25 protein-coding genes and 1 pseudogene are annotated in these 20,852 nt (G+C 33.7%); 9 read left to right on the top strand and 17 right to left on the bottom strand.

Features of this window, described 5'->3' with window-relative positions:
- Positions 1–245: 245 nt before the first annotated feature.
- Together YN1551_RS03455 and YN1551_RS03450 are read left to right on the top strand one after the other, a co-directional pair.
- Entirely contained in the window at positions 246–410 is a 165-nt protein-coding gene (locus tag YN1551_RS03455; RefSeq protein ID WP_012712036.1) for an AbrB/MazE/SpoVT family DNA-binding domain-containing protein, read from the top strand.
- A 31-nt stretch (positions 411–441) separates the two neighbouring features.
- Positions 442–1,188 (top strand): TatD family hydrolase, encoded by a 747-nt coding sequence (locus YN1551_RS03450; RefSeq protein ID WP_012714170.1) that lies wholly within the window; start codon positions 442–444, stop codon positions 1,186–1,188.
- On the opposite strand, the gene YN1551_RS03445 is transcribed toward YN1551_RS03450, so the two are convergent.
- From YN1551_RS03445 to YN1551_RS03430, 4 genes are all read right to left on the bottom strand, one after another.
- On the bottom strand, positions 1,159–1,353 hold the full coding sequence (locus YN1551_RS03445) for a hypothetical protein (protein WP_012716502.1): 195 nt from the start codon (positions 1,351–1,353) through the stop codon (positions 1,159–1,161). The genes YN1551_RS03450 and YN1551_RS03445 overlap by 30 nt on opposite strands.
- A 96-nt stretch (positions 1,354–1,449) precedes the next feature.
- Complete coding sequence (locus YN1551_RS03440) at positions 1,450–1,641, bottom strand: hypothetical protein (RefSeq protein WP_012712038.1); 192 nt, start codon at positions 1,639–1,641, stop codon at positions 1,450–1,452.
- A gap of 5 nt (positions 1,642–1,646) precedes the next feature.
- Positions 1,647–2,705: a hypothetical protein gene (locus YN1551_RS03435; protein WP_012717196.1), complete on the bottom strand. Its 1,059-nt coding sequence runs from the start codon at positions 2,703–2,705 to the stop codon at positions 1,647–1,649.
- Positions 2,706–2,715: 10 nt separating this feature from the next.
- Positions 2,716–4,485 carry a cbb3-type cytochrome c oxidase subunit I gene (locus YN1551_RS03430; protein ID WP_012714172.1) on the bottom strand — a complete coding sequence of 590 codons (1,770 nt, stop codon included), beginning with the start codon at positions 4,483–4,485 and terminating at the stop codon, positions 2,716–2,718.
- 555 nt (positions 4,486–5,040) lie between these two features.
- On the opposite strand from YN1551_RS03430, the gene YN1551_RS03425 reads away from it, so the two are divergent.
- Positions 5,041–5,637, top strand: a complete 597-nt coding sequence (locus tag YN1551_RS03425) for a thiamine-phosphate synthase family protein (protein WP_012717195.1) — start codon at positions 5,041–5,043, stop codon at positions 5,635–5,637.
- Here the strand turns inward: YN1551_RS03425 and YN1551_RS03420 are convergent.
- The 7 genes and pseudogenes from YN1551_RS03420 to YN1551_RS03390 all read right to left on the bottom strand — a co-directional run bounded on the left by YN1551_RS03420 (position 5,620) and on the right by YN1551_RS03390 (position 10,843).
- Entirely contained in the window at positions 5,620–6,066 is a 447-nt protein-coding gene (locus tag YN1551_RS03420; RefSeq protein WP_012716504.1) for a PadR family transcriptional regulator, read from the bottom strand. The genes YN1551_RS03425 and YN1551_RS03420 overlap by 18 nt on opposite strands.
- 49 nt (positions 6,067–6,115) lie before the next feature.
- Positions 6,116–7,828 carry an archaellin/type IV pilin N-terminal domain-containing protein gene (locus YN1551_RS03415; RefSeq protein WP_012716505.1) on the bottom strand — a complete coding sequence of 571 codons (1,713 nt, stop codon included), beginning with the start codon at positions 7,826–7,828 and terminating at the stop codon, positions 6,116–6,118.
- A gap of 55 nt (positions 7,829–7,883) precedes the next feature.
- Positions 7,884–8,084, bottom strand: coding sequence for a hypothetical protein (locus YN1551_RS03410; RefSeq protein WP_012716506.1), 201 nt, complete (start codon positions 8,082–8,084; stop codon positions 7,884–7,886).
- 140 nt (positions 8,085–8,224) lie between these two features.
- A pseudogene (locus tag YN1551_RS15725) lies at positions 8,225–9,060 on the bottom strand (transposase).
- A gap of 262 nt (positions 9,061–9,322) precedes the next feature.
- Positions 9,323–9,772, bottom strand: coding sequence for a hypothetical protein (locus YN1551_RS03400; protein ID WP_012714175.1), 450 nt, complete (start codon positions 9,770–9,772; stop codon positions 9,323–9,325).
- A gap of 82 nt (positions 9,773–9,854) precedes the next feature.
- The gene (locus YN1551_RS03395; RefSeq protein ID WP_012716508.1) at positions 9,855–10,184 is read right to left on the bottom strand and encodes a hypothetical protein; all 330 of its coding nucleotides are present in this window, start codon (positions 10,182–10,184) and stop codon (positions 9,855–9,857) included.
- Entirely contained in the window at positions 10,181–10,843 is a 663-nt protein-coding gene (locus YN1551_RS03390; protein ID WP_012716509.1) for a ParA family protein, read from the bottom strand. The genes YN1551_RS03395 and YN1551_RS03390 overlap by 4 nt, the downstream gene beginning before the upstream one ends.
- A gap of 113 nt (positions 10,844–10,956) precedes the next feature.
- Here YN1551_RS03390 and segC point away from each other — a divergent pair, with 113 nt between their 5' ends.
- Positions 10,957–11,454, top strand: a complete 498-nt coding sequence (gene segC / locus YN1551_RS03385) for a SegC family DNA-binding protein (RefSeq protein WP_012714176.1) — start codon at positions 10,957–10,959, stop codon at positions 11,452–11,454.
- 135 nt (positions 11,455–11,589) lie between these two features.
- Positions 11,590–12,390: a hypothetical protein gene (locus YN1551_RS03380; RefSeq protein WP_012714177.1), complete on the top strand. Its 801-nt coding sequence runs from the start codon at positions 11,590–11,592 to the stop codon at positions 12,388–12,390.
- On the opposite strand, the gene YN1551_RS03375 is transcribed toward YN1551_RS03380, so the two are convergent.
- Both YN1551_RS03375 and YN1551_RS03370 read right to left on the bottom strand, forming a co-directional pair.
- Positions 12,385–13,101, bottom strand: coding sequence for a carbon-nitrogen hydrolase family protein (locus tag YN1551_RS03375; RefSeq protein WP_012717194.1), 717 nt, complete (start codon positions 13,099–13,101; stop codon positions 12,385–12,387). The two genes, YN1551_RS03380 and YN1551_RS03375, sit on opposite strands and share 6 nt — an antisense overlap.
- Positions 13,098–14,240 (bottom strand): CBS domain-containing protein, encoded by a 1,143-nt coding sequence (locus YN1551_RS03370; RefSeq protein WP_012712050.1) that lies wholly within the window; start codon positions 14,238–14,240, stop codon positions 13,098–13,100. Before YN1551_RS03370 ends, YN1551_RS03375 begins: the two co-directional genes overlap by 4 nt.
- 47 nt (positions 14,241–14,287) lie before the next feature.
- Here YN1551_RS03370 and YN1551_RS03365 point away from each other — a divergent pair, with 47 nt between their 5' ends.
- The gene (locus tag YN1551_RS03365; protein WP_012712051.1) at positions 14,288–15,343 is read left to right on the top strand and encodes an acetoin utilization protein AcuC; all 1,056 of its coding nucleotides are present in this window, start codon (positions 14,288–14,290) and stop codon (positions 15,341–15,343) included.
- On the opposite strand, the gene purT is transcribed toward YN1551_RS03365, so the two are convergent.
- The gene (purT, locus tag YN1551_RS03360; RefSeq protein ID WP_012717193.1) at positions 15,332–16,525 is read right to left on the bottom strand and encodes a formate-dependent phosphoribosylglycinamide formyltransferase; all 1,194 of its coding nucleotides are present in this window, start codon (positions 16,523–16,525) and stop codon (positions 15,332–15,334) included. The two genes, YN1551_RS03365 and purT, sit on opposite strands and share 12 nt — an antisense overlap.
- Before the next feature lie 7 nt (positions 16,526–16,532).
- A complete protein-coding gene (locus tag YN1551_RS03355) occupies positions 16,533–17,150 on the bottom strand; it encodes a hypothetical protein (RefSeq protein ID WP_012714180.1) in 618 nt (205 codons plus the stop codon).
- A gap of 53 nt (positions 17,151–17,203) precedes the next feature.
- Between YN1551_RS03355 and YN1551_RS03350 the strand changes: the two genes are divergently transcribed.
- Complete coding sequence (locus tag YN1551_RS03350; protein ID WP_012714181.1) at positions 17,204–17,851, top strand: hypothetical protein; 648 nt, start codon at positions 17,204–17,206, stop codon at positions 17,849–17,851.
- On the opposite strand, the gene YN1551_RS03345 is transcribed toward YN1551_RS03350, so the two are convergent.
- Positions 17,831–18,448 carry a hypothetical protein gene (locus YN1551_RS03345; RefSeq protein WP_012714182.1) on the bottom strand — a complete coding sequence of 206 codons (618 nt, stop codon included), beginning with the start codon at positions 18,446–18,448 and terminating at the stop codon, positions 17,831–17,833. The genes YN1551_RS03350 and YN1551_RS03345 overlap by 21 nt on opposite strands.
- A 104-nt stretch (positions 18,449–18,552) precedes the next feature.
- Here YN1551_RS03345 and YN1551_RS03340 point away from each other — a divergent pair, with 104 nt between their 5' ends.
- Positions 18,553–18,993, top strand: a complete 441-nt coding sequence (locus tag YN1551_RS03340) for a hypothetical protein (protein WP_012712057.1) — start codon at positions 18,553–18,555, stop codon at positions 18,991–18,993.
- Here YN1551_RS03340 and YN1551_RS03335 read toward each other — a convergent pair.
- Entirely contained in the window at positions 18,981–20,012 is a 1,032-nt protein-coding gene (locus tag YN1551_RS03335; protein WP_012717192.1) for an FAD-dependent oxidoreductase, read from the bottom strand. The two genes, YN1551_RS03340 and YN1551_RS03335, sit on opposite strands and share 13 nt — an antisense overlap.
- A 20-nt stretch (positions 20,013–20,032) precedes the next feature.
- Here YN1551_RS03335 and YN1551_RS03330 point away from each other — a divergent pair, with 20 nt between their 5' ends.
- The gene (locus tag YN1551_RS03330; protein WP_012714184.1) at positions 20,033–20,848 is read left to right on the top strand and encodes a hypothetical protein; all 816 of its coding nucleotides are present in this window, start codon (positions 20,033–20,035) and stop codon (positions 20,846–20,848) included.
- Positions 20,849–20,852 lie beyond the last annotated feature (4 nt).

Raw genomic sequence — 20,852 nt, 5'->3', positions numbered from 1 at the left:
TCTCACTAATAAAGAATCTAACAAGTCACATATAAAAATTTTTTCCAATCATAGTAAGGTAACTATTGAATCTATAAACCTCTAATGCAAGTATTATACAAAAATAATTAGCATAAAGTATTACTAATATATTTTGGATATAAAGCATTACTACATCATTCTCACTTATGTACTAGTATCTATTATTTACAGATATGGGTAAGATTTATATATTAGATTAGTAATAGAGTATTATGGTGAATAGAATGGCAGTAGAAGAAATAGTAAAAGTATCAAGAAACTATCAAGTAACAATTCCAGCAAAAGTAAGACAGAAGTTTCAAATTAAGGAAGGAGATTTAGTTAAAGTAACCTACGATGAAAGTGAGGGAGTAGTAAAAATACAGTTACTGAAGGAGCCTTGGAAGTAGTTTTTTAAATCTTTTTTCTCTTTTTCCTTTAATGTTAGTGGATTCTCACGCTCATATAGATGTTGGAGACTTTGATGCGGATAGGGATTTTATAGTAAATGAATGTGAAATTCTAATAGTAAACGCTGGTGTTGATCTCCAAAGCAATTTAAAAACGCTTAAATTAGCTAGAAAATATAACAATATTATTCCGGCAATAGGCTTTCATCCTGAGTTTGTGAAAGATAAGATAAATGAGGTAGATAAGTGCGTGGAGTTAACAAGATACGCAAATATAATAAGTGAGGTTGGTTTAGATTACTTTTGGATAAAGGAGAACGAACTCAAAAGAAAACAAATTGAAATTCTAGAGAGATTCTTGCAAATAGCTGAGATAGAAGAAAAGCCAGTAATAATCCATATAAGGGGAGGAATGAAAGATTTCTTGGAGATGATTACCTCATTCAGAAAAGTTAAATTTGTAATACATAGTTTTGAGGGAAGTATAAAAATAGCTGATAAGGTAATTGAACTTGGTGGATTAATATCAATTCCCCCAATAATAGTGAGGGATAAGGATAGACAGAGAGTGGTTAAGGAGATACCTTTAGATTTTATTCTTACAGAAACTGATTCACCGTTTATGGGTCCAGAAAAAATGAGTAGAAATAAACCTTGTAATGTAAAGTTTGCTATAAAGCAAATTAGTCAATTAAAAAGAGTAGAAGAAGATGAAGTTGAGGAAAAAATATACAAGAATTTCCTCGCTTTAGTTTCTAGTCGTCTTACAACAAGCTAGCAAAAACATGGATATTATAAAACCTAATGTTGGGATGTAGTATCTAGGTTCTGGTGCAAGCCATGCCAACATTGAGGATGAGAATATTGCCATTAACAACATCGTAAGTGAAAGACCTAATATTAAAATTCCGCTTATTGCCATTGGTTTATCTATTCTTTCCATTACATCTCACTAATATATACTAACTTAATTTAGCTTAAAAAGTTTTACTCTATATGAGAAAAATCAAAAATAATTAAAAAAAGAGATTACCTTCACTTACTTATGTTCATCTTCTGGTGCAAAATAGACAAACAAGAAGAATGATATGAACCCTATGAACGCACCGATCGTGAATGGTAAAATATAGCTAACAGCAGCTGCATGTAGAGTCTCCATGGTTAATTCCCAAACTAGTAACCCTATAGCCAAAATATAGGCTATACCTAATAATTTAAAGAAACTTACCACGATCCTCACCCCTGTTCAACTAGTATTGCACCCCATAACCCCATTACATATCCAGTTTGTTCCCCGGTTAATGTGGTTGACATTTTCATAAAGTTATAATTATAGTAAACAGGTGTTATTAGACCATATAGATATGCTGGTGCAGTAGCAGTAAAGGTGAAAGTAATTGTCTTATCGTATTGTATTGGTACCTCTTTAACCAGAGTTATACTTCCATTCCACCAAACAGCATATATTCCCACATAAACGTCAGTAACTGGGTATGAAGTACCAGTGGTTGAATAATTGTACAAGAAGTTATGATCATTATTAGGGGTTGGTATGTACATGTTTACAGTAACATTGGAGCTAGCTAATACTATAGCCGTCGGGCCTGGAACAGAGTCATTGAACATTGCGTAGTTATTGGCAACAAGAGTTATGGTTGGGCTCGTTGTAGTATTATATACAACTATAGGAGGATTGTACGGATCGCCAACTAATGTACTTGTCTGTGCTAAATGAGTTTGTGTAATGTATTTATCGATATCAGTTGGGTTCATATATCCTTGGTAGGGTAGTACTAGTAACAGTCCATCTTGATAGCTAAACCAAGGGCCATTATATTCACCGTTTAGGAAAGCAAAAGCACCAGTAATATTAGGAACTACTATTGGCGCGTATTGAACTATGCCAGGAACTACTTGGACATCATCGACATGTGTAGCGTAATCTGGAAAATAGAAATCAGTAGTGGCCATATGTGGTGCAGCGTACATAGTCAAGTTAATATATTGTCCAGGATGAGTCACCATTATGTTGTAATAAAACGGACTTCCTAATTCGTTAGAGGTAATACCACCACCATTCTCCTTTATTGCAAAATAGTACTGGTAGGCGTATAAAGTACCTTGTACGATCTTACCTTCATTGACTGCACTGGTAGGAATTATGACACCAGCTTGAACAGAAGTTGAATCACCTCCAATAGTATATACTGCAGGTGCAGTAGCGTATATCACTATTGCGAATAATACAATTACATATATAACCCAATAGAGTTCGAATTTCTCCTTCTTATCCACTTAAACCACCTCATATTGACTTCATACCTTTAAGAGAACCAATAGCTGAAAAAACAATTCCAATTGTTAAAATGGTAATCCAAATCCAGGTTTGCGTAGTATACGCATCACCCGCAAAAGCTAGTATAAAAGCACTAATTATTATCAATATTGCACCTACAACTGCCAATGCTATCATGGATCCAAGACCTTTTTTACTAGCATTATGAGCTTTTATGAACTGTAATATAGGGGTGAAGGGAACTGATGATGGCCACTCCAAACTCATAGCTACAGCACCAGCAATTTGAGGTAATGATAGTCCTTCCAGCCTAACTAGTCTTCCTTTAACTAACGTTAACACCAGATTTAAGAACCAAACTAAAGTAGCTAAATCAGCTATGATGGCACCAACAGTCGTAATAACCTCAGCATCTATGAGTCCAGGCACTCTAGGATAAACCTCAGCTCTCCTAACTATACCATAGAATCCTACTAGCTCAAATCCTACAATTAGGAGAGTAGTCCCTATCATATAACCAATGTAATGAACCCATGCCATTACCTTTGAAAACCACATTCTTCCACTGATCATGGTTATCATAATATATAATACAGCCCACGCTGCAGGCACTATAGAGAATAATATCATCGCGTGGAAATGTCCAACAATCCAATCCGTGTTATGAACGATTGCGTCAAAACTTATAGTCGCATTAGATATACCAGTAACACCAGCAGCTATTGCACCAGCAAACGAAGTTACAGTCCAGGCAGTTATAATGTTCCAATTTACGTTTGTGCCTTTAGCAGTAGCCCATAGGTTAAAGAACGTCATCATAGATGGTATAACTACAGAATATGTTAGAACTTCTTGGAGGAACTTTAATGTTATAGGGAGATTGACCATGTATAAGTGATGAATAGGAACATTGTTAGAGAATATTAAGTATAATAGTGCAGATATTCTTCCCATTCTATCACTATATAGTGGTTTATTAGCTAACATAGGTATCAGTAGATAAAGGGCACCAACAGCCGGAACCCAGGCCATATACACTACGGCGTGACCAAATATCCAAAACGCTATCTGATTCGCTATTGGATCTAATCCTACTATGTGATAAAATGCCAAAACATCCCATACATCAGCTGCAGTAACACCAGAATACCCTATCATGAACATTAAGGTAACCATTAGGAAGTAAACTAGAGGAACTGGAAGTTTTTCTTTCATATTTTTACTAGCTAAATAGTAGTGATATACTATCCAGAAACCTCCTATATAAGTGAAGGCATCCAGTAATATCCAGCCCCAGAAGAATAATGGACTTACCACATACTGAGAATAACCCGGAATTCCTAGAGGCGATATATAGTACCATATTGTAGCTGAGAAGTAATTATCAAAACCCGCTGCCGGTACAATTAGAATAGGCCCTTCCATAAACATCATTGAAAGGTTAACTGCAATAAACCCAAGGTTAAGCATCCACTTGGCTCTTGGCTCTATGTTTAAAAGTTTTATAGTAAAATAAATAAATATTGCATAAATAATTTGTTGGGCAAAACCAAATAGATCCCTTTCAGCATGTAATGTTATACCGGCAAAATATTCTTGAGGTGTTAGAGGTAATACAGCTGAAAGGCCCCAAGATGCTTCAACTAATCTAACCATTAAGGAATCAATAACACCTAATAAACCCCATATAATACCTAAAACTAACATTCCCATAACAATTCTTGTAGTCCAATCTTTGTCAAGTTGGAAAAGATCTACAATAACATCCTTTAATCCCATATCACTCAACTCTAACTATTAAAAGGTTCTTCTTAACTTAAATATTTTTCTTATAAACTCTTTATCGGGTTATTTTAACAAGGTTTGTAACTATCTCAGTTTATTAGGTTAATTTAGCTTATTCTATATTATATGAAAAAAGAATCAACTTACGCTAATACCTTAAAGATAGACACTTATTTTACAATGATATAGGCCAAAAGCTTTCACATTTAGGATGGGAAAGAAATCAGAATATTAAGATAGACATTACTTTTTGAAGTGAGGAGAGAATCAATAATCCTTAAGGAGGAAGTTATTTTTAGTAACATATTAGTGAATAGGTAAAGGGGTTTTATGCCCATATTTGGTTGTTTTAATATATGATTATACTTCATTAAACTTTTAAAGCAAAGGTCAGCACGACTTTTCCGAGCAAGTTATGAAGCTCAAATTAGAAGTATTAGCTAGCTTTACCTTTGCCCTTACGGTCTAAAGGAGTATACAAACAAGTTGATAACTTCCATGGACTAACGGAAGCTATTGACTACGGCTAATAATAGTTAAAAATATTATATGCCAAGATACTATTTATTTTCTATGCAGGATGAAAGTGAAAGAGAATATGTTTTAAAACGACTTAAGGAAGCAGCAGATATTTTTGTATCTAATGAAAGGGCCTATCTTCTTGTTCCAGAAATTAGAACTAATATTGGATATGCAGTATCTAATGCAGCTAATGTTAATGATGTTGCGGCAATTCCGGGCAGGTTAACTGTGGCTTTTAAAAAGGTAATATACTGTATGCTACCAGCTTTTGGAGCATCTGACCATGTTGCAAGGATAATCCTCACTATAATGAAATATGACAAGAATCTTAGAAGTGCAATAAATTTAAAGTACTATACAGAAGTTATTGAGAAGCTTCCATCTCAAGATATTTGTATATTTAACAGATCTTCTGAGCCTAAAGAGGTAAAATATAGAGAACACAGTACTATGAACTTTATGGTCGAGTCTTGTTTTCGTAAATTATCCAAGGTACCTACTTATATCGTGGATCTAGGTGACTTTGGTAAAGAGCCTTCACTCTTCATTCTAGATAAAGATCCAGTTATCGTAGTAAATAAATCTCTAGAATTAGTCAAATACATTTCACAAGATATCCCTTAGCTCGTTCCTACAATTTCTTAAGTGCTGTATAATCTTTTGTATATTATTTTCATCTATTTTTGATCTGTTATTATACAAATAAAATGCAATTTGTAATAATTCTTGCAATATTTGCCTTGAGAATTTGGCATTATCGCCAAGAAGTTTAAGTGATTTGTTCTTGATCTCTTCCAGTTCTTTTTTACCTTTATCTGTTATAATGTAGATCTTCTTTCCATTTTCAACTTTCACTTCTACTAAGTCTTTTTCCACTAAGCCCTTTAAGACTGGATATATAGATCCGGTGCTAGGCCTATAAGAACCTTCGAATTTCTTCTCTATACTTTTTATAATCTCATATGTTCTCATTGGTTTCTCATTTAGGCACTCCAATACCAAGTATTTCAGAGCACCTCTTTTTAGCCTTTGAAAGCCAAACTTTGAGATCACATGTAAAAATATTGAAACAAAAAATTAATATTTAATTGCACTACACAAATTAAGGATAATAGACGTTCTCAGGGATCATTATAATAAATGGTAAATCGTATTCGATCTGTGAGTTAATAGCTCTGAAGTACTGATATATTGCAGTCTCAGTGTATTGATTATAATTTTGTGGAATTACCATATATTCATAATTAGCACTAACTACTGGATATCCCAATGGTAAGTATCCTTCGTTACTTGAATTAATTAGTGTCCCAGCTACGTAATCCTTAACTACAGTAAGTGGGGGTCCACCATTTAACCCTACATAATTATGTGTAACTGAGTATTTTTCAGCTAAAGAGTATGCAACATATCCAAAGTTTGGGTATATAAACTCTCCATAATCTCTTAGAGCTACGCTTATTTGTGAGTTAGGTGTAATAGAGATAATTAGGTTAACGTTATTGGGATTTATTTGAGGATTAAAAAAGTACCAAAAGTAAGTATAATTCATAACATTAGGTATTGGAGTGCCGCTAGAGTTATAATCTAAGTTGCCACCGCTTATCATCATTTCAACACTTACTAAACTCTCTTCAGTAATATTTGAACTATTCAAGTATTCATTACCTCCTTGCAATGGTATTATGCTAGCTGATGGTGGAATTACACCAGATTCATTAAATACTGTATAGGAAGCATTTATCATCACCCCAGAATATAAGGTATAATTATTGTATCCCGGAATTGGTACATCACTTATTGATGTACCAATTAAAGGGCTCCATAGACCAAACTCAGCAGAACCATAATCTATTTTAGATGCTATAAGATAACCTAGAAATTTATAGCCTAGTAGCTGTATTTCACCTTGGTAGCTTTTTATTATATAATTGTTTTCTTTCATGAAGTAAATCATATTATATGTTACGTAACTTAGCGTTACATAATATGTGGCGCCATCAACCCATGTTGAATACTTAAATGTTGCGTTGTAGAGTGGTACAAGATAATCTACTTGATATGAGATACCGAATTCTAAAGGCAAATAATAGGAGAATTGTGGTGAGTTCTTCGTGTAATAGATTCCCGGTGTAGCTCCTTGAAGGACTCCCACAAAGACTTGATTAGCATAAGGAATTGCTATGTCAAAGTATTGGAATCCTGAAGTCAGATTGGCTACAATTGGAATTGAACTATTTTCTGGAGTAAATATTATTGAGTTTTGAATCCCATATGGTGTATATGAGGCTGGGCTTTCCGATAATAGGTTCCAATTTGCGGGATCTAGATTTTTACCATATAGGGGTGGAGTTATGAGATAACTTAAGTTTATTTTTCCTTGATTTATCGTATAACTATATGGTTCGTATATTCTAATTTCTCCTAATGCTGTAATATTAGGATCTATTAGTCTATCGTTTGCAGAAATATTATACCAATTCCCATCATTAAGTACTACTATGCTCCATGGATAGCCAGCAAAGTTAATATATACACCATTCTGCGTAATCGGAATATTCGTATGGACCACTTGTCCATTAGGGTATATTATATATGTTATTGTTAAATGGGACGCACTACTTGAAAATATCATTGGTCCTTGATAAGTGGGAACTACGGATATAGGTGTGTTTTGAAGTTCTTTATGTATTTGCGAGTATGCTATACTAGACATTTTCGCATTTAATGAAGTTAGGTAAAGAATTAATCCTGCCGACAACACTACTATTTGTATTATTATAATTGCACCTAAGATTGACGATATTCCCTTTTTCATGTTAAAAATCAATTTTTAAGAGAAGGGAGTCTATTTTGAAACTATCGATGTGGATTTAATTTGAATAAAATTTGCCTTTTTCGATCACATAGTTTACTATATTATCATTAAGTATTTTATATGCACTAATTACCATGTTGGATATCCCAGTTATGATAGATTTCTCATCCCTAAGCAATAATTTAAATTCTGTGGATCTAAAATTTTTCATATATTCTAGATATTCTAATTTCTGCTTTATTACTACTAATTTCATAGAGAAAGTTATTCTCTATATATACTGACGTGATTTGATATTTAAGTAAATTTTCGGTTACTTAATTTTTCCCTCTTTGTTGCTTTGTTGATATCTTCAATTTGTTCTAGGAATGGCATGATATAATGAGAATTTATTATTTATTTCAACGTTATTCTAAAGCTCACAACCCCAATAGCTGGAGCCCTACTGACTACAGAATTGGCTAAGTGAACTATCCGCGCGTAAGCCCAAAACCTTGGCCTCAACCACTTTACCTACAAAACTTGTGCTAACATACTCCCCAAAAGTAAGCTTTACCGCAGAGAATAAGGACTTAACCCCACTACCTAATACCTAACTCCCAACGATTATAACTCGATTTCTTGAACTCCATTACAGCCTTACGCCTAGCAAGATTACCGCTTTAAGTAGAAGCCTAGGAGTAGCCTCGACCCCGGTCTTGTAAGCCTCATTAGAATCGTAAACCTTATCTCCATAAAACTTCTTACCCTTATCTTGGAGATCCTTGATTATCTTAACTGCAGTCTCAACCTCGTTACTAGTTATCTCAGCGTTTATTACGTTGGATTCGTTATTATCTATTACTATCTCGATCTTGAGGAATTTTGAATCTCTGGTTTTACTACCCATTTTGTTATTGTCCTTCCTTATTTATTCCCGTTGCATCTGCAATTACTTCTAGTTCATCACTTGTTTGTGGGAATGTTTTTTAGTCTTCCCATGTGGGATAATTGGGGGCTTGTGGGGATGATCTTTAACTGTTCTAGGGCTCTCAATACTCCTTCTGTATAAGGTAGGGATGCTAGGAAGTCGTTGAACTCTTTTTGGGGGTTTATACTTTGTCCTAGCGTATCTATTCTCCTCTGTTAGCTAACCAGTGTTCAAATAGGTAGAGGGGGAACATTGGTTTGTACCTAGTTATGACGTTCTTGTTGTATTTGCTCCAGTCCCTCTTGTGCTTCACTTTTCCCATAGGTAATACTTAACTGAATAATCTGGAAACTTTTTGTACAATTCTGAAGTAGTCCGCAAAGCACCTCTTTGTCGCTAAGACTTTTGCTACTCCTTGTAATCTTAGAGGAGCATAATTAGATTCAGTACGAAATATTTTCTTATTATCTTAAATTGTAACTGAATACAATTACCTAATCTCTTCACTCTATACTCTGTACTCATCTTTCTTCAACCCATAGCTATCCTTTCTATACTTAAAAGTTCACAGTCTTTATACAATTTTATTTTCTATAGAGAGATAATTTTTTCACGTCGACTATAAAATCTAAGTTATTAGTAAATATTCCAGTTATCTTTAGATTTTCTAATTTACTATAAGTGTCTAAATTATCAATATTATCTATATAAATTTTACCTTTATAGAATCTCAGATCTCTAATATTCTTTGGTATAAATTCTATTACAAAATAATTATATTCCAAAATGTTCATAGATGGTTTATCAACTCTATATGCAATTTTCATATTTCTATTTTTTAATTTGTTAATTAACTGTACATCATTAGTAATTATAATAGTATTTTCACTGAATATATCAATATCGGATATATATTGGTCTGGTATAAAAGTTAGTACATTATTTAAAGGTTTAGTATATACAATACAATTATAATTTAATTTAAGAGCTCTTGAAACTTCTTCGTCATTCCTAGCCTTTAAACAGATATCCATTTAATCACCTTAATTGTTACAAAAAGATACACTCTAGCATTTAAACCTGATTGGTGATACTTCCTAGAAATATTACTGTAGACTACTCTTTAAATTTCTCTTTTGCAATTTTTTCTGCAACATCAAAGAGGATAGGGTACATTTCCTTTAATCCTTTTTCTAATGCTTCCTTAGCAGTTCTGCTCATTTTAAATCCTGGCACGGTATGATACAAGTACTGAAGGACTAAAAATGCGGGATAACTCCATACACCTATTTTCGGATCCCTTTCAATAAACTTTAACATCTCATTCTTGATTTTCTCCTCTTCGTGTAAACTTTCCTCCTTTTTTACACTCTCGTTGATGTTGACACTTTTTTCTGCATCTTCACTTTTTTTCTTCTTCTTTAATAGAAAATCCAGCTCGCTCATTCACTAATCACCTTTGCCAATTTCTGATAATAGATAACTAGCTTAGGTTTCCTTAATCTAACTTCCTCATATCTTAACGCAGGAACTCCAAGTCTAGAAGCTTCAATGAATAATCTAGAGGGTGGTATTATAATTTCCGTAAATTTCACCGATGATAGATTATCAAGCTTAACTACCTTCTTTGAAAAATTCGTAAAAGAGTATGCATTTTTCCCTATACTCTTCAATCTAGAGTCAAGATTCTTTATTGCTTCTAACGCTAAAGGTTGAGGGGTAACTGGTGAAACTATCCTATCGGCAACCAACATCGCTGATATGGCTAGGGTACCCAGATTGGGTGGTGTGTCTATCACGAGAAAATCGAACTGTTTTCCTATTTCCTTAATTTTGTTACTAATCTCTTCCACATCTCCATTTAGTTCTAACTTCAGTAGCCCTATATGTGCTGGAAATACTTCTACATTAAAAATATTAACACTTTTTTCACCCAATGGGAGCTCTTTAAGCTCTCTTTTCATTCCATAAGATATGGTGGCGCCTCCTTCCGGATCCAAATCGAGTAATCCCGTCTTCTTTTCCTTGCTTAAATAGTAAGACAAATTTACTGAAGTAGTTGTTTTCCCTACTCCTCCTTTCTGATTTATAACTGTGACTATCATGTCTAGACTCTTCTATCTATAACGTTTAAAAAGGGGCTTTACACAATAATACTTACTAGTCCACTATATTATAATGATAATATTTATAGGCTAGTTTTTTAAAAAATATAAGTATGTTTGAGAAACTCTATAGTGCGATAATTTATTCTGATGAATTTAAAAAAATACTATTAGGAAAGGGCGTAGATGATCTAGAAGTAGTATCAGCATATATAGCGTTCCTTTACGAGGATCTTCCAATAATTGGTAAGAATTTGTGTGCGGGATTCTTAAGAATGGGATTAGACGCCATTTACAACATAACGCCCTCTGGTAAAGTCTATTCATCAAAACATAAATTGTATCCAATTTCGAGATATGGAATTAATGGAGTCTGTATTGATTGTAATGGCGGTAAAATAATTCTGAGAATTCGTAACAGCGGTTATGATCCAGAAGACCTGATAGAGTCCAAGAGTCTAGAGAGTAGAGTATTCGTAAGTGAAAACTTTAGAGAGAAGAGTATGAGGATTATGGAGAAGACTTTTGATGTGGATAAGATGAGACTAAATGCTAAGAAAGAAATCCTGGAAAGAATCAGTGCCGGTGGTATTCTTCATAAGATCCGATAAGGGCGCGTTCATCACCATAATGTTTTAACTAAGTATGCTGAAAGCTTAGATTTTCCAAAAATCTCCTATTCTTAAGATTTTTAACGCTTTCTGAATCTCGTTAAGTATTTTAGGTTATAAAAAGTAGTATTGGTGATGGATTCACTTAAACTTTTATCAAAGTACAGCAATCTTATAAAAATTTTGGAATTGACGAAAGAGTATGCAAACAAGTTAGATTTAGTTTTTGCAATTCATGCATATTTTGAAAACGATATAATTTCTAATGTAGCAAGAAGTCTGGAGTCTAAAGTCAAGAATATATATGAAGAATACAAGTTTGATAGAACCCTATTTGTAAAGAATGCAGCTAAAACATTAGGCATTAAAGAAGATGATTTTATATATTATCCATATTACGCAATTCCAATTAGCCAAGAGACGAAAGTAAAATTTGTTGATAATTCTACCATACCCCCTAAGGCTTTAATAACAAAGGGAGTTATGAGATTTACATTCATGGTGTATAGAAGTTTTCAAGAGTTGGATTATCGGATAGCCTCAAGAGAAGAAGAGGATATTGTCATAGAATTTGAAAACGGTAAAATCAAGTCACATAATAGGAAAAGGAACATATTTACTGATGCTAATGTTGTAAGTAAAATACTATCATCTAATAAGGAGGTGCTATTAAATCTAGCGTTACCAGGTAGCTATTATCTGATTCCTTCTCTTATATCTATGAATGTTCTTCCTTATGAAAATGAAGTATTAATAACTAGGGAAGAGGAAAGTCTAGATTTTAGGATACTTAATGGAAAGGCTTCTAATGATAAAGTGGTTATGGGAGAGACTTTACATCCCAGATTTAAGCTTGAGCTATACTACGATTATAAATCCAAAAGGATTTTAAAGGAGGACATGGCAAGAGGTTTAGCTTATAAAATTCCCTCATAGCTCTTTAACCGTAAATTTAACATATTCCTTTAGCCTATCTCCTCTTAGATACATATATTTTAAGGGATCTATATCAACTATCATATAGCCTTCTTCACTTCCTAATACTCCTACTACTTTGGGTATCACAATCCCGTCTTGTCTCTGTTCTGGAACAATTGCCACGCTCCTTCCAGGGAAATCTGGTGGATTATAGACATTTGCGTTTACTATTCCTATCCTATTTTCTAAGACTCTTATTCTAAGGAATTCATTCCAAATATCTAGACCATTGCCTCTTACTTTGGAGGGTACCAAAATTATCTCGACTCCTTTAGAAAACAATTCTCTGGCTACTTCAGGAAAGTCTATATCATAACATATTAAAATTCCGAACCTTATCCCTCTATAAGTAAAGAGAACGGCTTCATTACCTGGAATAAGTCTCAATTTTTCTTCATTAAATAGATGAATCTTCTTTGCTATTCCTTTTAGGTTTCCACTATCGTCAATTATTGGAGTAATTACCGATACTCCATCTTCAAATGCCCCAGGTAAAATATAAGCAGTGTATCTTTTAGCCAATTTCTGAAATTCAACTAATGGTACGTCATCTATATTTTTTGTCCATTTTTCTGGTAATAATACTAGCTCTGCTCCCTCCTTTAGTGCCTTTTCAACTAATAAAATTGCTGACTTAACTTCTAAGGGTTGTATTACTCCAATTTTCAAGCCTCTTCTGCCTTAATTCCTTTTTTGTTACTCTCTTCTATTTTTCTTAGTTTTCTTAATATTCTTTCCTCTATCTTTTCCACAGCGTTCTTTAACGCAACTATTGGTTCCCAATCTGTATCTTTAGCTACATAATCGCCTATTTTAGTAGTTACTCTTACCATTGCAGTATATAGTTTTTTATTTCCTACGCTACTCCTCATTTCTTCCTTGAACGATACTTTAAAGTTTATAACTTCTGTTAGTCTTTCTATTTTGCTCAAATATCTTTCAAGTATATCATCTATGTTTGCCTTAAAATCAAGGTTCGATTTTAGCTCTTGAGGTATTTTAGCTTCAATTGGTATTGATAGTTGCATTTTTTCAGCTACTGCCTTAATAATATCTAGCCCACTTATTACGCCACTTAACCTATCACCTTCCATAACAGGCATTCCAGAAATTCTAAATTTAAGTAATTTTTCTACTACATCTGGTAACGGTTCCTTTCCATTAGCTGTTATGACTGGGTACTTCATAATTTCTTTAACTGGCATTGCCATAACTCTTTCCTCATCTTTCATTATCGACTCTCTTTTCCTTCCACTTACACTATACAAAGCATCAACTATATCTCTTGCACTTATGATTCCAGTTAGTCTATACTCTTTAGTAGCTGGTAATCTGCTTATATTATCTCTTATCATTACCCATCTAGCCCTAGCTATAGAGTCATTTTCATCTATAGTTGTTGCTGGAGAGGTCATGTATTCCCTTGCAGTTTTATTTTCTGGGATTTCATCAGCTTTCAATAAGTATGAGAGTAATGACTCTCTTGTTACAAATCCAATAAATTCCTTCTTCTCATTTACTACTGGTATCACTCTTGCCTTGGTAGTGTAAAATTTTGCAATTAATCTATTAATATCCTCATCAATTTGTACGGTAACACTGGGATTCATAACATTTATCGCTTTAGTCTCTAAACTCACCCTTCTAGAAAGAAGATCCTTATAAGAGATTAAACCTAATAATTTTCTATCCTTAATAACGGGTACGGTCCACATTTTGTTCTCTTTCATCTTAGAAATAATATCACTCAATTTATCCATACTATGTGCAATATATTGTGGCTTTGTGATGAGTGTGCTATCTATCATACTAGATAAGTATTTTAAATTGAAAAATAAAAAAGTAGTGATATACTTTGCATAAAACGGCTTTTATATGGACAGATGAATACTATAACTACTCCTTCCCAGACTATCATCCATTTAAATCATTAAGAGAAAGTATGACTAAGAGATTGCTGGAAGAAAGAAGTGCGTTTCATTTCATCACATTGATTGAACCTAAGCCGATATCAGAAGAGGTTCTTCAGTTAGTCCACTCCAAAGAATATATAGAATTTGTAAAATATAAGAGCAAGGAAGGTCAAGGATATTTAGATGATGGAGATACTCCTGCATTTAAGGGTATATATGAGGCTGCATTAATAAGGATAAGTGGTAGTGTAAAGGCATTAGAATTAATAAAGGGTGGGGAGTTTAACCACGCGATCAATATTGGTGGGGGTTTTCATCACGCAAAGAGAAATAGAGCTGCTGGTTTCTGTGTATTTAACGATGTTGCTCTCATAGCAAAATTAGGTGAGAATTCCTTTTCAAAAATAGCAATAGTTGATATAGATGGTCATCATGCTGATGGTACACAAGAACTATTAATTGATGATGATAAGGTTTTGAAAATTTCCCTGCATATGTTTCATCCTAACTTCTTCCCGGGTAGCGGGGATGTGAACGAGATTGGAGTAGGAAAAGGAGAAGGTTATACTATTAATATTCCTCTACCACCTGGTACTGGAGATGATGGTTATCTTTTAGCATTTGACGAGATAGTAATCCCCGTTATAGAAAGATATAAACCAGAGCTTATTATCCTCATAACGGGCGGTGATTCATATTTTAACGATCCTTTAGTTGAGTTAAAATTATCCACCCATGGTTATTTAGATGTGGTAACAAAGGTCCATCATCTAGCCCATAAGTACTCCAGTGGTAGGCTTATAATGTTGGGAGGAGGTGGATATAACTATGATGCGACTGCTAGAATTTGGACAATTTCAATAGCTGAGATTGCGGGAATATACGACTTAGAGTATGAAACTCTCCATGATCCCTTCTCTACTAAATCATCACAGTTTGTTATGGAGAAAATAAGAAGCACTATCGATCGAATAAAGAAGATACATTCATTTAACTAATATTATTGATGACGCCTTTCTGACCTTTTCTATTGCTTCTTCTACACTATTTCCAGTTGCCAGCACTATACCCATCCTTCTCTTTTCATATGTAACAGGTTTTCCGAACAACCTAACTTGCACTCCTGGGATCTCCATTGCCTTCTCCACGTTAATAAATTTAGGTCCCCAAACATTTTCAGTTTGTGCTAAAATTACATGAGAAGCCGCTGGAGAGACTAACTTAACTTCTGGAATTGGTAGACCTATTGCGCTTCTAACATGAATTTGAAATTCGTTTATATCACTACTAGCTAATGTAACTAATCCAGTATCATGTGGTCTAGGTGCTACTTCGCTAAAGAGAATCCTATTTCCGCTTACTATTATCTCAACACCATATATCCCTAAACCTCCTAATTCCTCTACAACTTTTTGCGCAATTCCCCTAGCAGTCTCTTTCACTTCTCGACTTACTGTAGAAGGGTGCCAAGATTCAACATAATAGTAACTTGGCCTTTTATGTTCTATCGGTTCTATAGTCTTAGTTATTATGCTACCAGAATTCGAATAGTATCTATACGTTAATACTGTTAACTCAGTATCTATCTTTACGAACTCTTCTACTATAACTCTTCTACCCTTACCTCTAGCATGAGATACTGACTCCCTATAAGCTTCTTCCACGTCATCAATCTTATTAACTAGTACATGGCCATGACCACTAGAGCTCATCTCTGGTTTAATTAAGCAAGGAAAACCTATATCCTTGCAAGCATGTTTTGCCTCTTCTTCATTTTCTGCAAATGCGTACTTTGTAGTTGGAAGGGCTAGTTTTTCCGTAGCAAACCTCCTCAATTCAATTCTATTCATGCATGCCTTCACTGCATTTGCATTAGGAATTACTCTAAAACCATTGCTTTCAAGATCAACTAGTGCATCAGTATTAATTGCCTCTATTTCGGCTATAATTGCATCCGGATTTTCCCTTTTCACAACTGCCTTAACAGCGTTTGGGTTCATCATATCTATTACGTACTTTCTATGTGCGACATGCATTGCAGGAGCTAAATCATATCTATCCACAGTAATAACTTCTAACCCCATTCTTTGTGCCTCAATAGCCATTTCCTTTCCTAACTCTCCACTCCCAAGTAGAAGAATCTTCTTTGAACCCTCAAATAAGGGAGTCCCAATTTCCATATACCAACTACTTAACTCTAGATAATAAATTTTCAAGAAGAGAGTAGAATCTAGACTGATCCTTTATCGTATGAAATACGCAAATCCAACCTTTAGGTACTCTACACTCTCCAGTAAATGGAAATACCACCATGCCATACTTGAAATATTTAGAATATTCTAGAGTCTGGAGATAATCATTTTTGCGTATCTTAGCCTCAATCACAACTTTATCTTCTATTATAAAGTCTGGCCTATTATGCCATCTAGTAAGAGTGAAATTATGGAGCGAAGGATAGATTTCGTTTTGTCTTTTTACCCTATAATTTTTCGATATTAAGAGATTATGGATGAACACTTCAAATACTTCGCCCATAAGCTTGTTTATGGCAAGAGTTCTTTGTCTTAATGTAGGGTAAACCATAAGAACATCTTCGTTTACCTCTATGTTAACAAATTTAGCCAAATACCGAAGTTTCTTCAGGGAGACAGATTCGTTACCCAAATACTTAAATCTAACACCTTCTATCTTATTGCCGTTTTTATCAACTATTGAGATTAAATTTCCTTCCACGAATACTGTAACGTCGCCATTTTCATCTGGAACTAAATATCCGTCCTTAAACGAGTATCTGTATAATTGCATAATTTGATTATTATGGATTAATTTTTATAAGGTTTCATCGCCTATTTTTATGGATGTTATTTACTATTAATGATGTCACTTGGGGAATAGTATTAAGTCTCTGGGTAGTTATTGTTGTTCTGTATATCTCTAAACTGATTTCACAAATATTCGGAGCCTATGTAAGCAGAAAGGCGATACATATGTTAGGAGGAGGCATTGTTGCAGTACTATCTCCATACGTTTTTAACTCTCCATTAGTACCAATAGTCACATCTTATCTCCTTATGGTGTACTTAATAGCCATAAGAGTACTAAGAAAGGAGATGAGATGGTTTATGGATAGAGAAAATCTAGGTGAGGTATTCTTTGCATTCTCCTTCGGAACAATTCTTTTGTTGATGTTCTTGTTAGATCATAATTATTGGACTAATGCAAGTCTGATTTACGTTGCTATTCTCCCCTTAATTTTCATGTCTTTCGGGGATGGTATAACCGGAATAATAAGAAATTTTGTGTATAAGAGAAGAGTTAAGGGGTTTTGGGGATCATTAGGGATGTTAATATTCTGCACAGTAGTTGGTTATTATCTACTGAATATACCCGGTTTAATAGCTGGGATTATTGCCACAATTGCTGAAGTCTTACCGTATATTGATGACAATATTTCGGTGCCATTTTTGTCGTTCCTAGTTCTTTATCTATTTATAAAAGTCTTTTAGCTGTTTATACTTACTAATATCGATTATACTTATACTTAAGTTGCTAACATCTACAGATATTATACCATTAATTTTAGCCAATTTGGCATCATTCAACATTATATCATTAGTCTTATGAAATTTTCCAATTAGTTCAAGTATTCTCCTTAGTTTTGTCTTATCTTTTATATCAACTATTAATTCATCAGGGATGGGGGGTATATAAAAGGATGGCACTGCAATATAGAATTTCGAGGATAGAGTACTATACCTCAAAATTTTCAACGAAATTCTACTTTTTAGGTACTCCTCAGCATCTATGGCATTTGAATTAGGTATATATCCATATTCTACTTCAATTCCCATATCTTCATCACTAACGTAAAGATCGAGTAGTCTTCCCTTCCTCTCATATTCTACGAATACTCTGTAGCCTAGACTCTTAAAGTAAGCAGACAATATTAGTTGAATACTAGAGTGGTTAATATTTGTAAATCCTAATTCATAAAAATTTATTAATCTTTGTATTATATCATCTAGTTCTACCCCTCCATACGATTCTTCTACTCTTTTGGCTAATTTTTCTATATCGTTAATGAACATTAATTTCGATCTCATATAATATCTGCCTCAGTGAGGGGAATGGTCTTCACGACTCAGAAAACCGTCACTTCATCACTTATGAAGTAATTTTTTATTTCCAGTTAAAAACTCTGCTAACTATGATATCATGGTTAGTAGGATCACAAGCTCCTCCTTGGTCATATTTAGAAGATCTATTTCAAGATTATAGAAACGTAGCAGTATACGTTGATAATAAAAACATTGTGCAAACAGTTAAGGTTAGTGATATAGACGAATTTTATACGCCGTTTTCGGTACTTATACACGCAAAGTACTTCAAGTATTATTCTACATATTATATAAAATTAGAGAAAATGGTAGCATTTCAAACCATGAGCGAAAAAGTAGCCAATCATTTGATTGCTAAAAAAGGATGGAGGGGAATTAAATATTATTATGGCGATGAGTTTTTGGGGGCGTGGATATTATATGATTGCACTAGATGCAGAGAGAAACAGAGGGCTCACTTAGAAATTAGTAAGTTTGCGGTAAGCGAGGACGAAATAATAGAAGCTCATTTAAAAATCTATAATTCATGAGGTTCTTGTCCTATTTCGAAATCGTCATTATATTCATTAAACCTCTCCAATTTATATTCTTTAAAATAAGTGTCCTCTTTTTTAGATAAGATCTCTTCTACAAGGATGTTAGCTAATCCTGGTCCTACTTCAGCACCATACCCGTTGAATCCACCAATGTAATACACGTTCTCAGCTATTTTCCCGTATGCAGGTCTCATGTCTGGTGTAGCTTCACAGAAATTACCAGAAGTGTATAATTCCTTAACTTCTCCTAACCTCCTAGAAATTCTGGATGAAACCTCATTCTTATCTTCTATGCAGATATTTTGCTGAAAGGGAGTGGCTTCTATAACTTTCCCATCTCCCATGATAGCAAAGGGCAATCCAAGTCCTATAACGGGCCTTGAATAGAAATTATTAACATAATCATATATTATATTAGATCCTACTTCTTTTTTTCTACTTAGAAATAGTGAAGCCCAACAGTAGTAAGTCTTTACGGGAAGTTTAACATTAACTAAATATTTACTCCATGCTCCAGCTGAGAGAATTATCAAGTCACTTTCATATAATTTATCATTAATCTTAATGAAACCTTTACCTTTGTTAATGAAAATATTAGAATGATATACAATCTTTTCTGTATATCTTATTAAACTTCCAATAGATACTAATCCATCTCCACCGATAGCCTCAATAGTTTCATCATCTATCCAATTCACGTATTTTATGTTAATATTAACGCCTGCAGAGATCCACGAATCTACTATAGAGGGACTAATTTTACCTAAAGTATAAGATTTATAAGGATAATAGGGGATGTTGAATTTTTTATAAAAATTTAAAGATAATTTGGCTAACTCAATATCTTTTTCCTTTAGCAACAATGAGTGAATCAGGCTTGGAAATGGCCTTTTTACCTTAGGATCAATTAATCGTACTTCAATTCCATTTTTCTTTAACATTCTATAAATAGAACTACCTACTATTCCTCCTCCCACTATGGTGATCTTCAAATCGTAATGTTGATAAGCCATGATTATTAAAAAGTTAACTAATGAATAAGGTAGTTGAAGGTTATTTCCTAAAATATAAAAATGTCATATGGAGTGTTAAAGGCTGTTATCATCCAGATGGGTATGCTGTTGCACTACCTAGACTAGTTGATGGTATAAAGATAAAGAGACTTAACGATGCACTAGAAATAGTTAGAAGTAAATTCAGCAATTTATTAAAATATATTGATGAGATAGGCTTTAGTGTGCCTTTAGTTCCCTTAAATGAAAGTGAAATCCTAGATCCGTTTAACTTTAAAGTATTTGATAATAAGCTAAGAGAATTCTTGAGCTTTTTTGATAGAGAGGTAGGAATCACGGGGAGCTATTTATATTTAGGTAAAGGTAATGACATGGATTTACTGAGCTTTAAACCAGAACATTATCACATGTTAGAGGAGTTAAGAAAAAAAGGGATTACTAGACCATTGCTTACTGTTGAAGACTCTGAAATAGAGACTCTAGATTATTCTTCGTTCAAACTTTTGAAAAGTAAAAGAGTTCTAGAAGGTACTTTTGAAGGACAAGGATATACATTTAAAATTGTCCAATGCGAAGAATTCGGTCAAGTCAAGGAGATAAAGGAATTTGATGGCCATATAAGAATTGCTAAACTAATTAAGCCATTTACAATCCCAGTAAAGTATCTTGCTATTGACGATAGTGGTAATGAGTATATTTTAACTAGTTTTCGAATTAGATTTACAGAATTATCTCCTAATACTATCATGTATATAAAGGGAAAGATTCTGGTTAGAGAGAAGTTCAATGACTTGGACTTAGATATAGCGGAGGTAGTAAAGTTAAAATCGTCCTAAATAC

The organism is Sulfolobus islandicus Y.N.15.51, assembly GCF_000022485.1.
In the GTDB taxonomy this organism is placed as follows: domain Archaea; phylum Thermoproteota; class Thermoprotei_A; order Sulfolobales; family Sulfolobaceae; genus Saccharolobus; species Saccharolobus islandicus.
Note: the sequence above shows the minus strand (reverse complement) of the source record. Positions and strands in the feature narration are given on the sequence as shown.

Coding starts and splice junctions, on each gene's coding strand:
- YN1551_RS03455 (WP_012712036.1), top strand. CDS start 246: ATGGCAGTAGAAGAAATAGTAAAAGTATCAAGAAACTATCAAGTAACA.
- YN1551_RS03450 (WP_012714170.1), top strand. CDS start 442: ATGTTAGTGGATTCTCACGCTCATATAGATGTTGGAGACTTTGATGCG.
- YN1551_RS03445 (WP_012716502.1), bottom strand. CDS start 1,353: ATGGAAAGAATAGATAAACCAATGGCAATAAGCGGAATTTTAATATTA.
- YN1551_RS03430 (WP_012714172.1), bottom strand. CDS start 4,485: ATGGGATTAAAGGATGTTATTGTAGATCTTTTCCAACTTGACAAAGAT.
- YN1551_RS03425 (WP_012717195.1), top strand. CDS start 5,041: ATGCCAAGATACTATTTATTTTCTATGCAGGATGAAAGTGAAAGAGAA.
- YN1551_RS03415 (WP_012716505.1), bottom strand. CDS start 7,828: ATGAAAAAGGGAATATCGTCAATCTTAGGTGCAATTATAATAATACAA.
- YN1551_RS03410 (WP_012716506.1), bottom strand. CDS start 8,084: ATGAAATTAGTAGTAATAAAGCAGAAATTAGAATATCTAGAATATATG.
- YN1551_RS03400 (WP_012714175.1), bottom strand. CDS start 9,772: ATGGATATCTGTTTAAAGGCTAGGAATGACGAAGAAGTTTCAAGAGCT.
- YN1551_RS03395 (WP_012716508.1), bottom strand. CDS start 10,184: ATGAGCGAGCTGGATTTTCTATTAAAGAAGAAGAAAAAAAGTGAAGAT.
- YN1551_RS03390 (WP_012716509.1), bottom strand. CDS start 10,843: ATGATAGTCACAGTTATAAATCAGAAAGGAGGAGTAGGGAAAACAACT.
- segC (WP_012714176.1), top strand. CDS start 10,957: ATGTTTGAGAAACTCTATAGTGCGATAATTTATTCTGATGAATTTAAA.
- YN1551_RS03380 (WP_012714177.1), top strand. CDS start 11,590: ATGGATTCACTTAAACTTTTATCAAAGTACAGCAATCTTATAAAAATT.
- YN1551_RS03370 (WP_012712050.1), bottom strand. CDS start 14,240: ATGATAGATAGCACACTCATCACAAAGCCACAATATATTGCACATAGT.
- purT (WP_012717193.1), bottom strand. CDS start 16,525: ATGGAAATTGGGACTCCCTTATTTGAGGGTTCAAAGAAGATTCTTCTA.
- YN1551_RS03355 (WP_012714180.1), bottom strand. CDS start 17,150: ATGCAATTATACAGATACTCGTTTAAGGACGGATATTTAGTTCCAGAT.
- YN1551_RS03350 (WP_012714181.1), top strand. CDS start 17,204: ATGTTATTTACTATTAATGATGTCACTTGGGGAATAGTATTAAGTCTC.
- YN1551_RS03345 (WP_012714182.1), bottom strand. CDS start 18,448: ATGAGATCGAAATTAATGTTCATTAACGATATAGAAAAATTAGCCAAA.
- YN1551_RS03340 (WP_012712057.1), top strand. CDS start 18,553: ATGATATCATGGTTAGTAGGATCACAAGCTCCTCCTTGGTCATATTTA.
- YN1551_RS03335 (WP_012717192.1), bottom strand. CDS start 20,012: ATGGCTTATCAACATTACGATTTGAAGATCACCATAGTGGGAGGAGGA.
- YN1551_RS03330 (WP_012714184.1), top strand. CDS start 20,033: ATGAATAAGGTAGTTGAAGGTTATTTCCTAAAATATAAAAATGTCATA.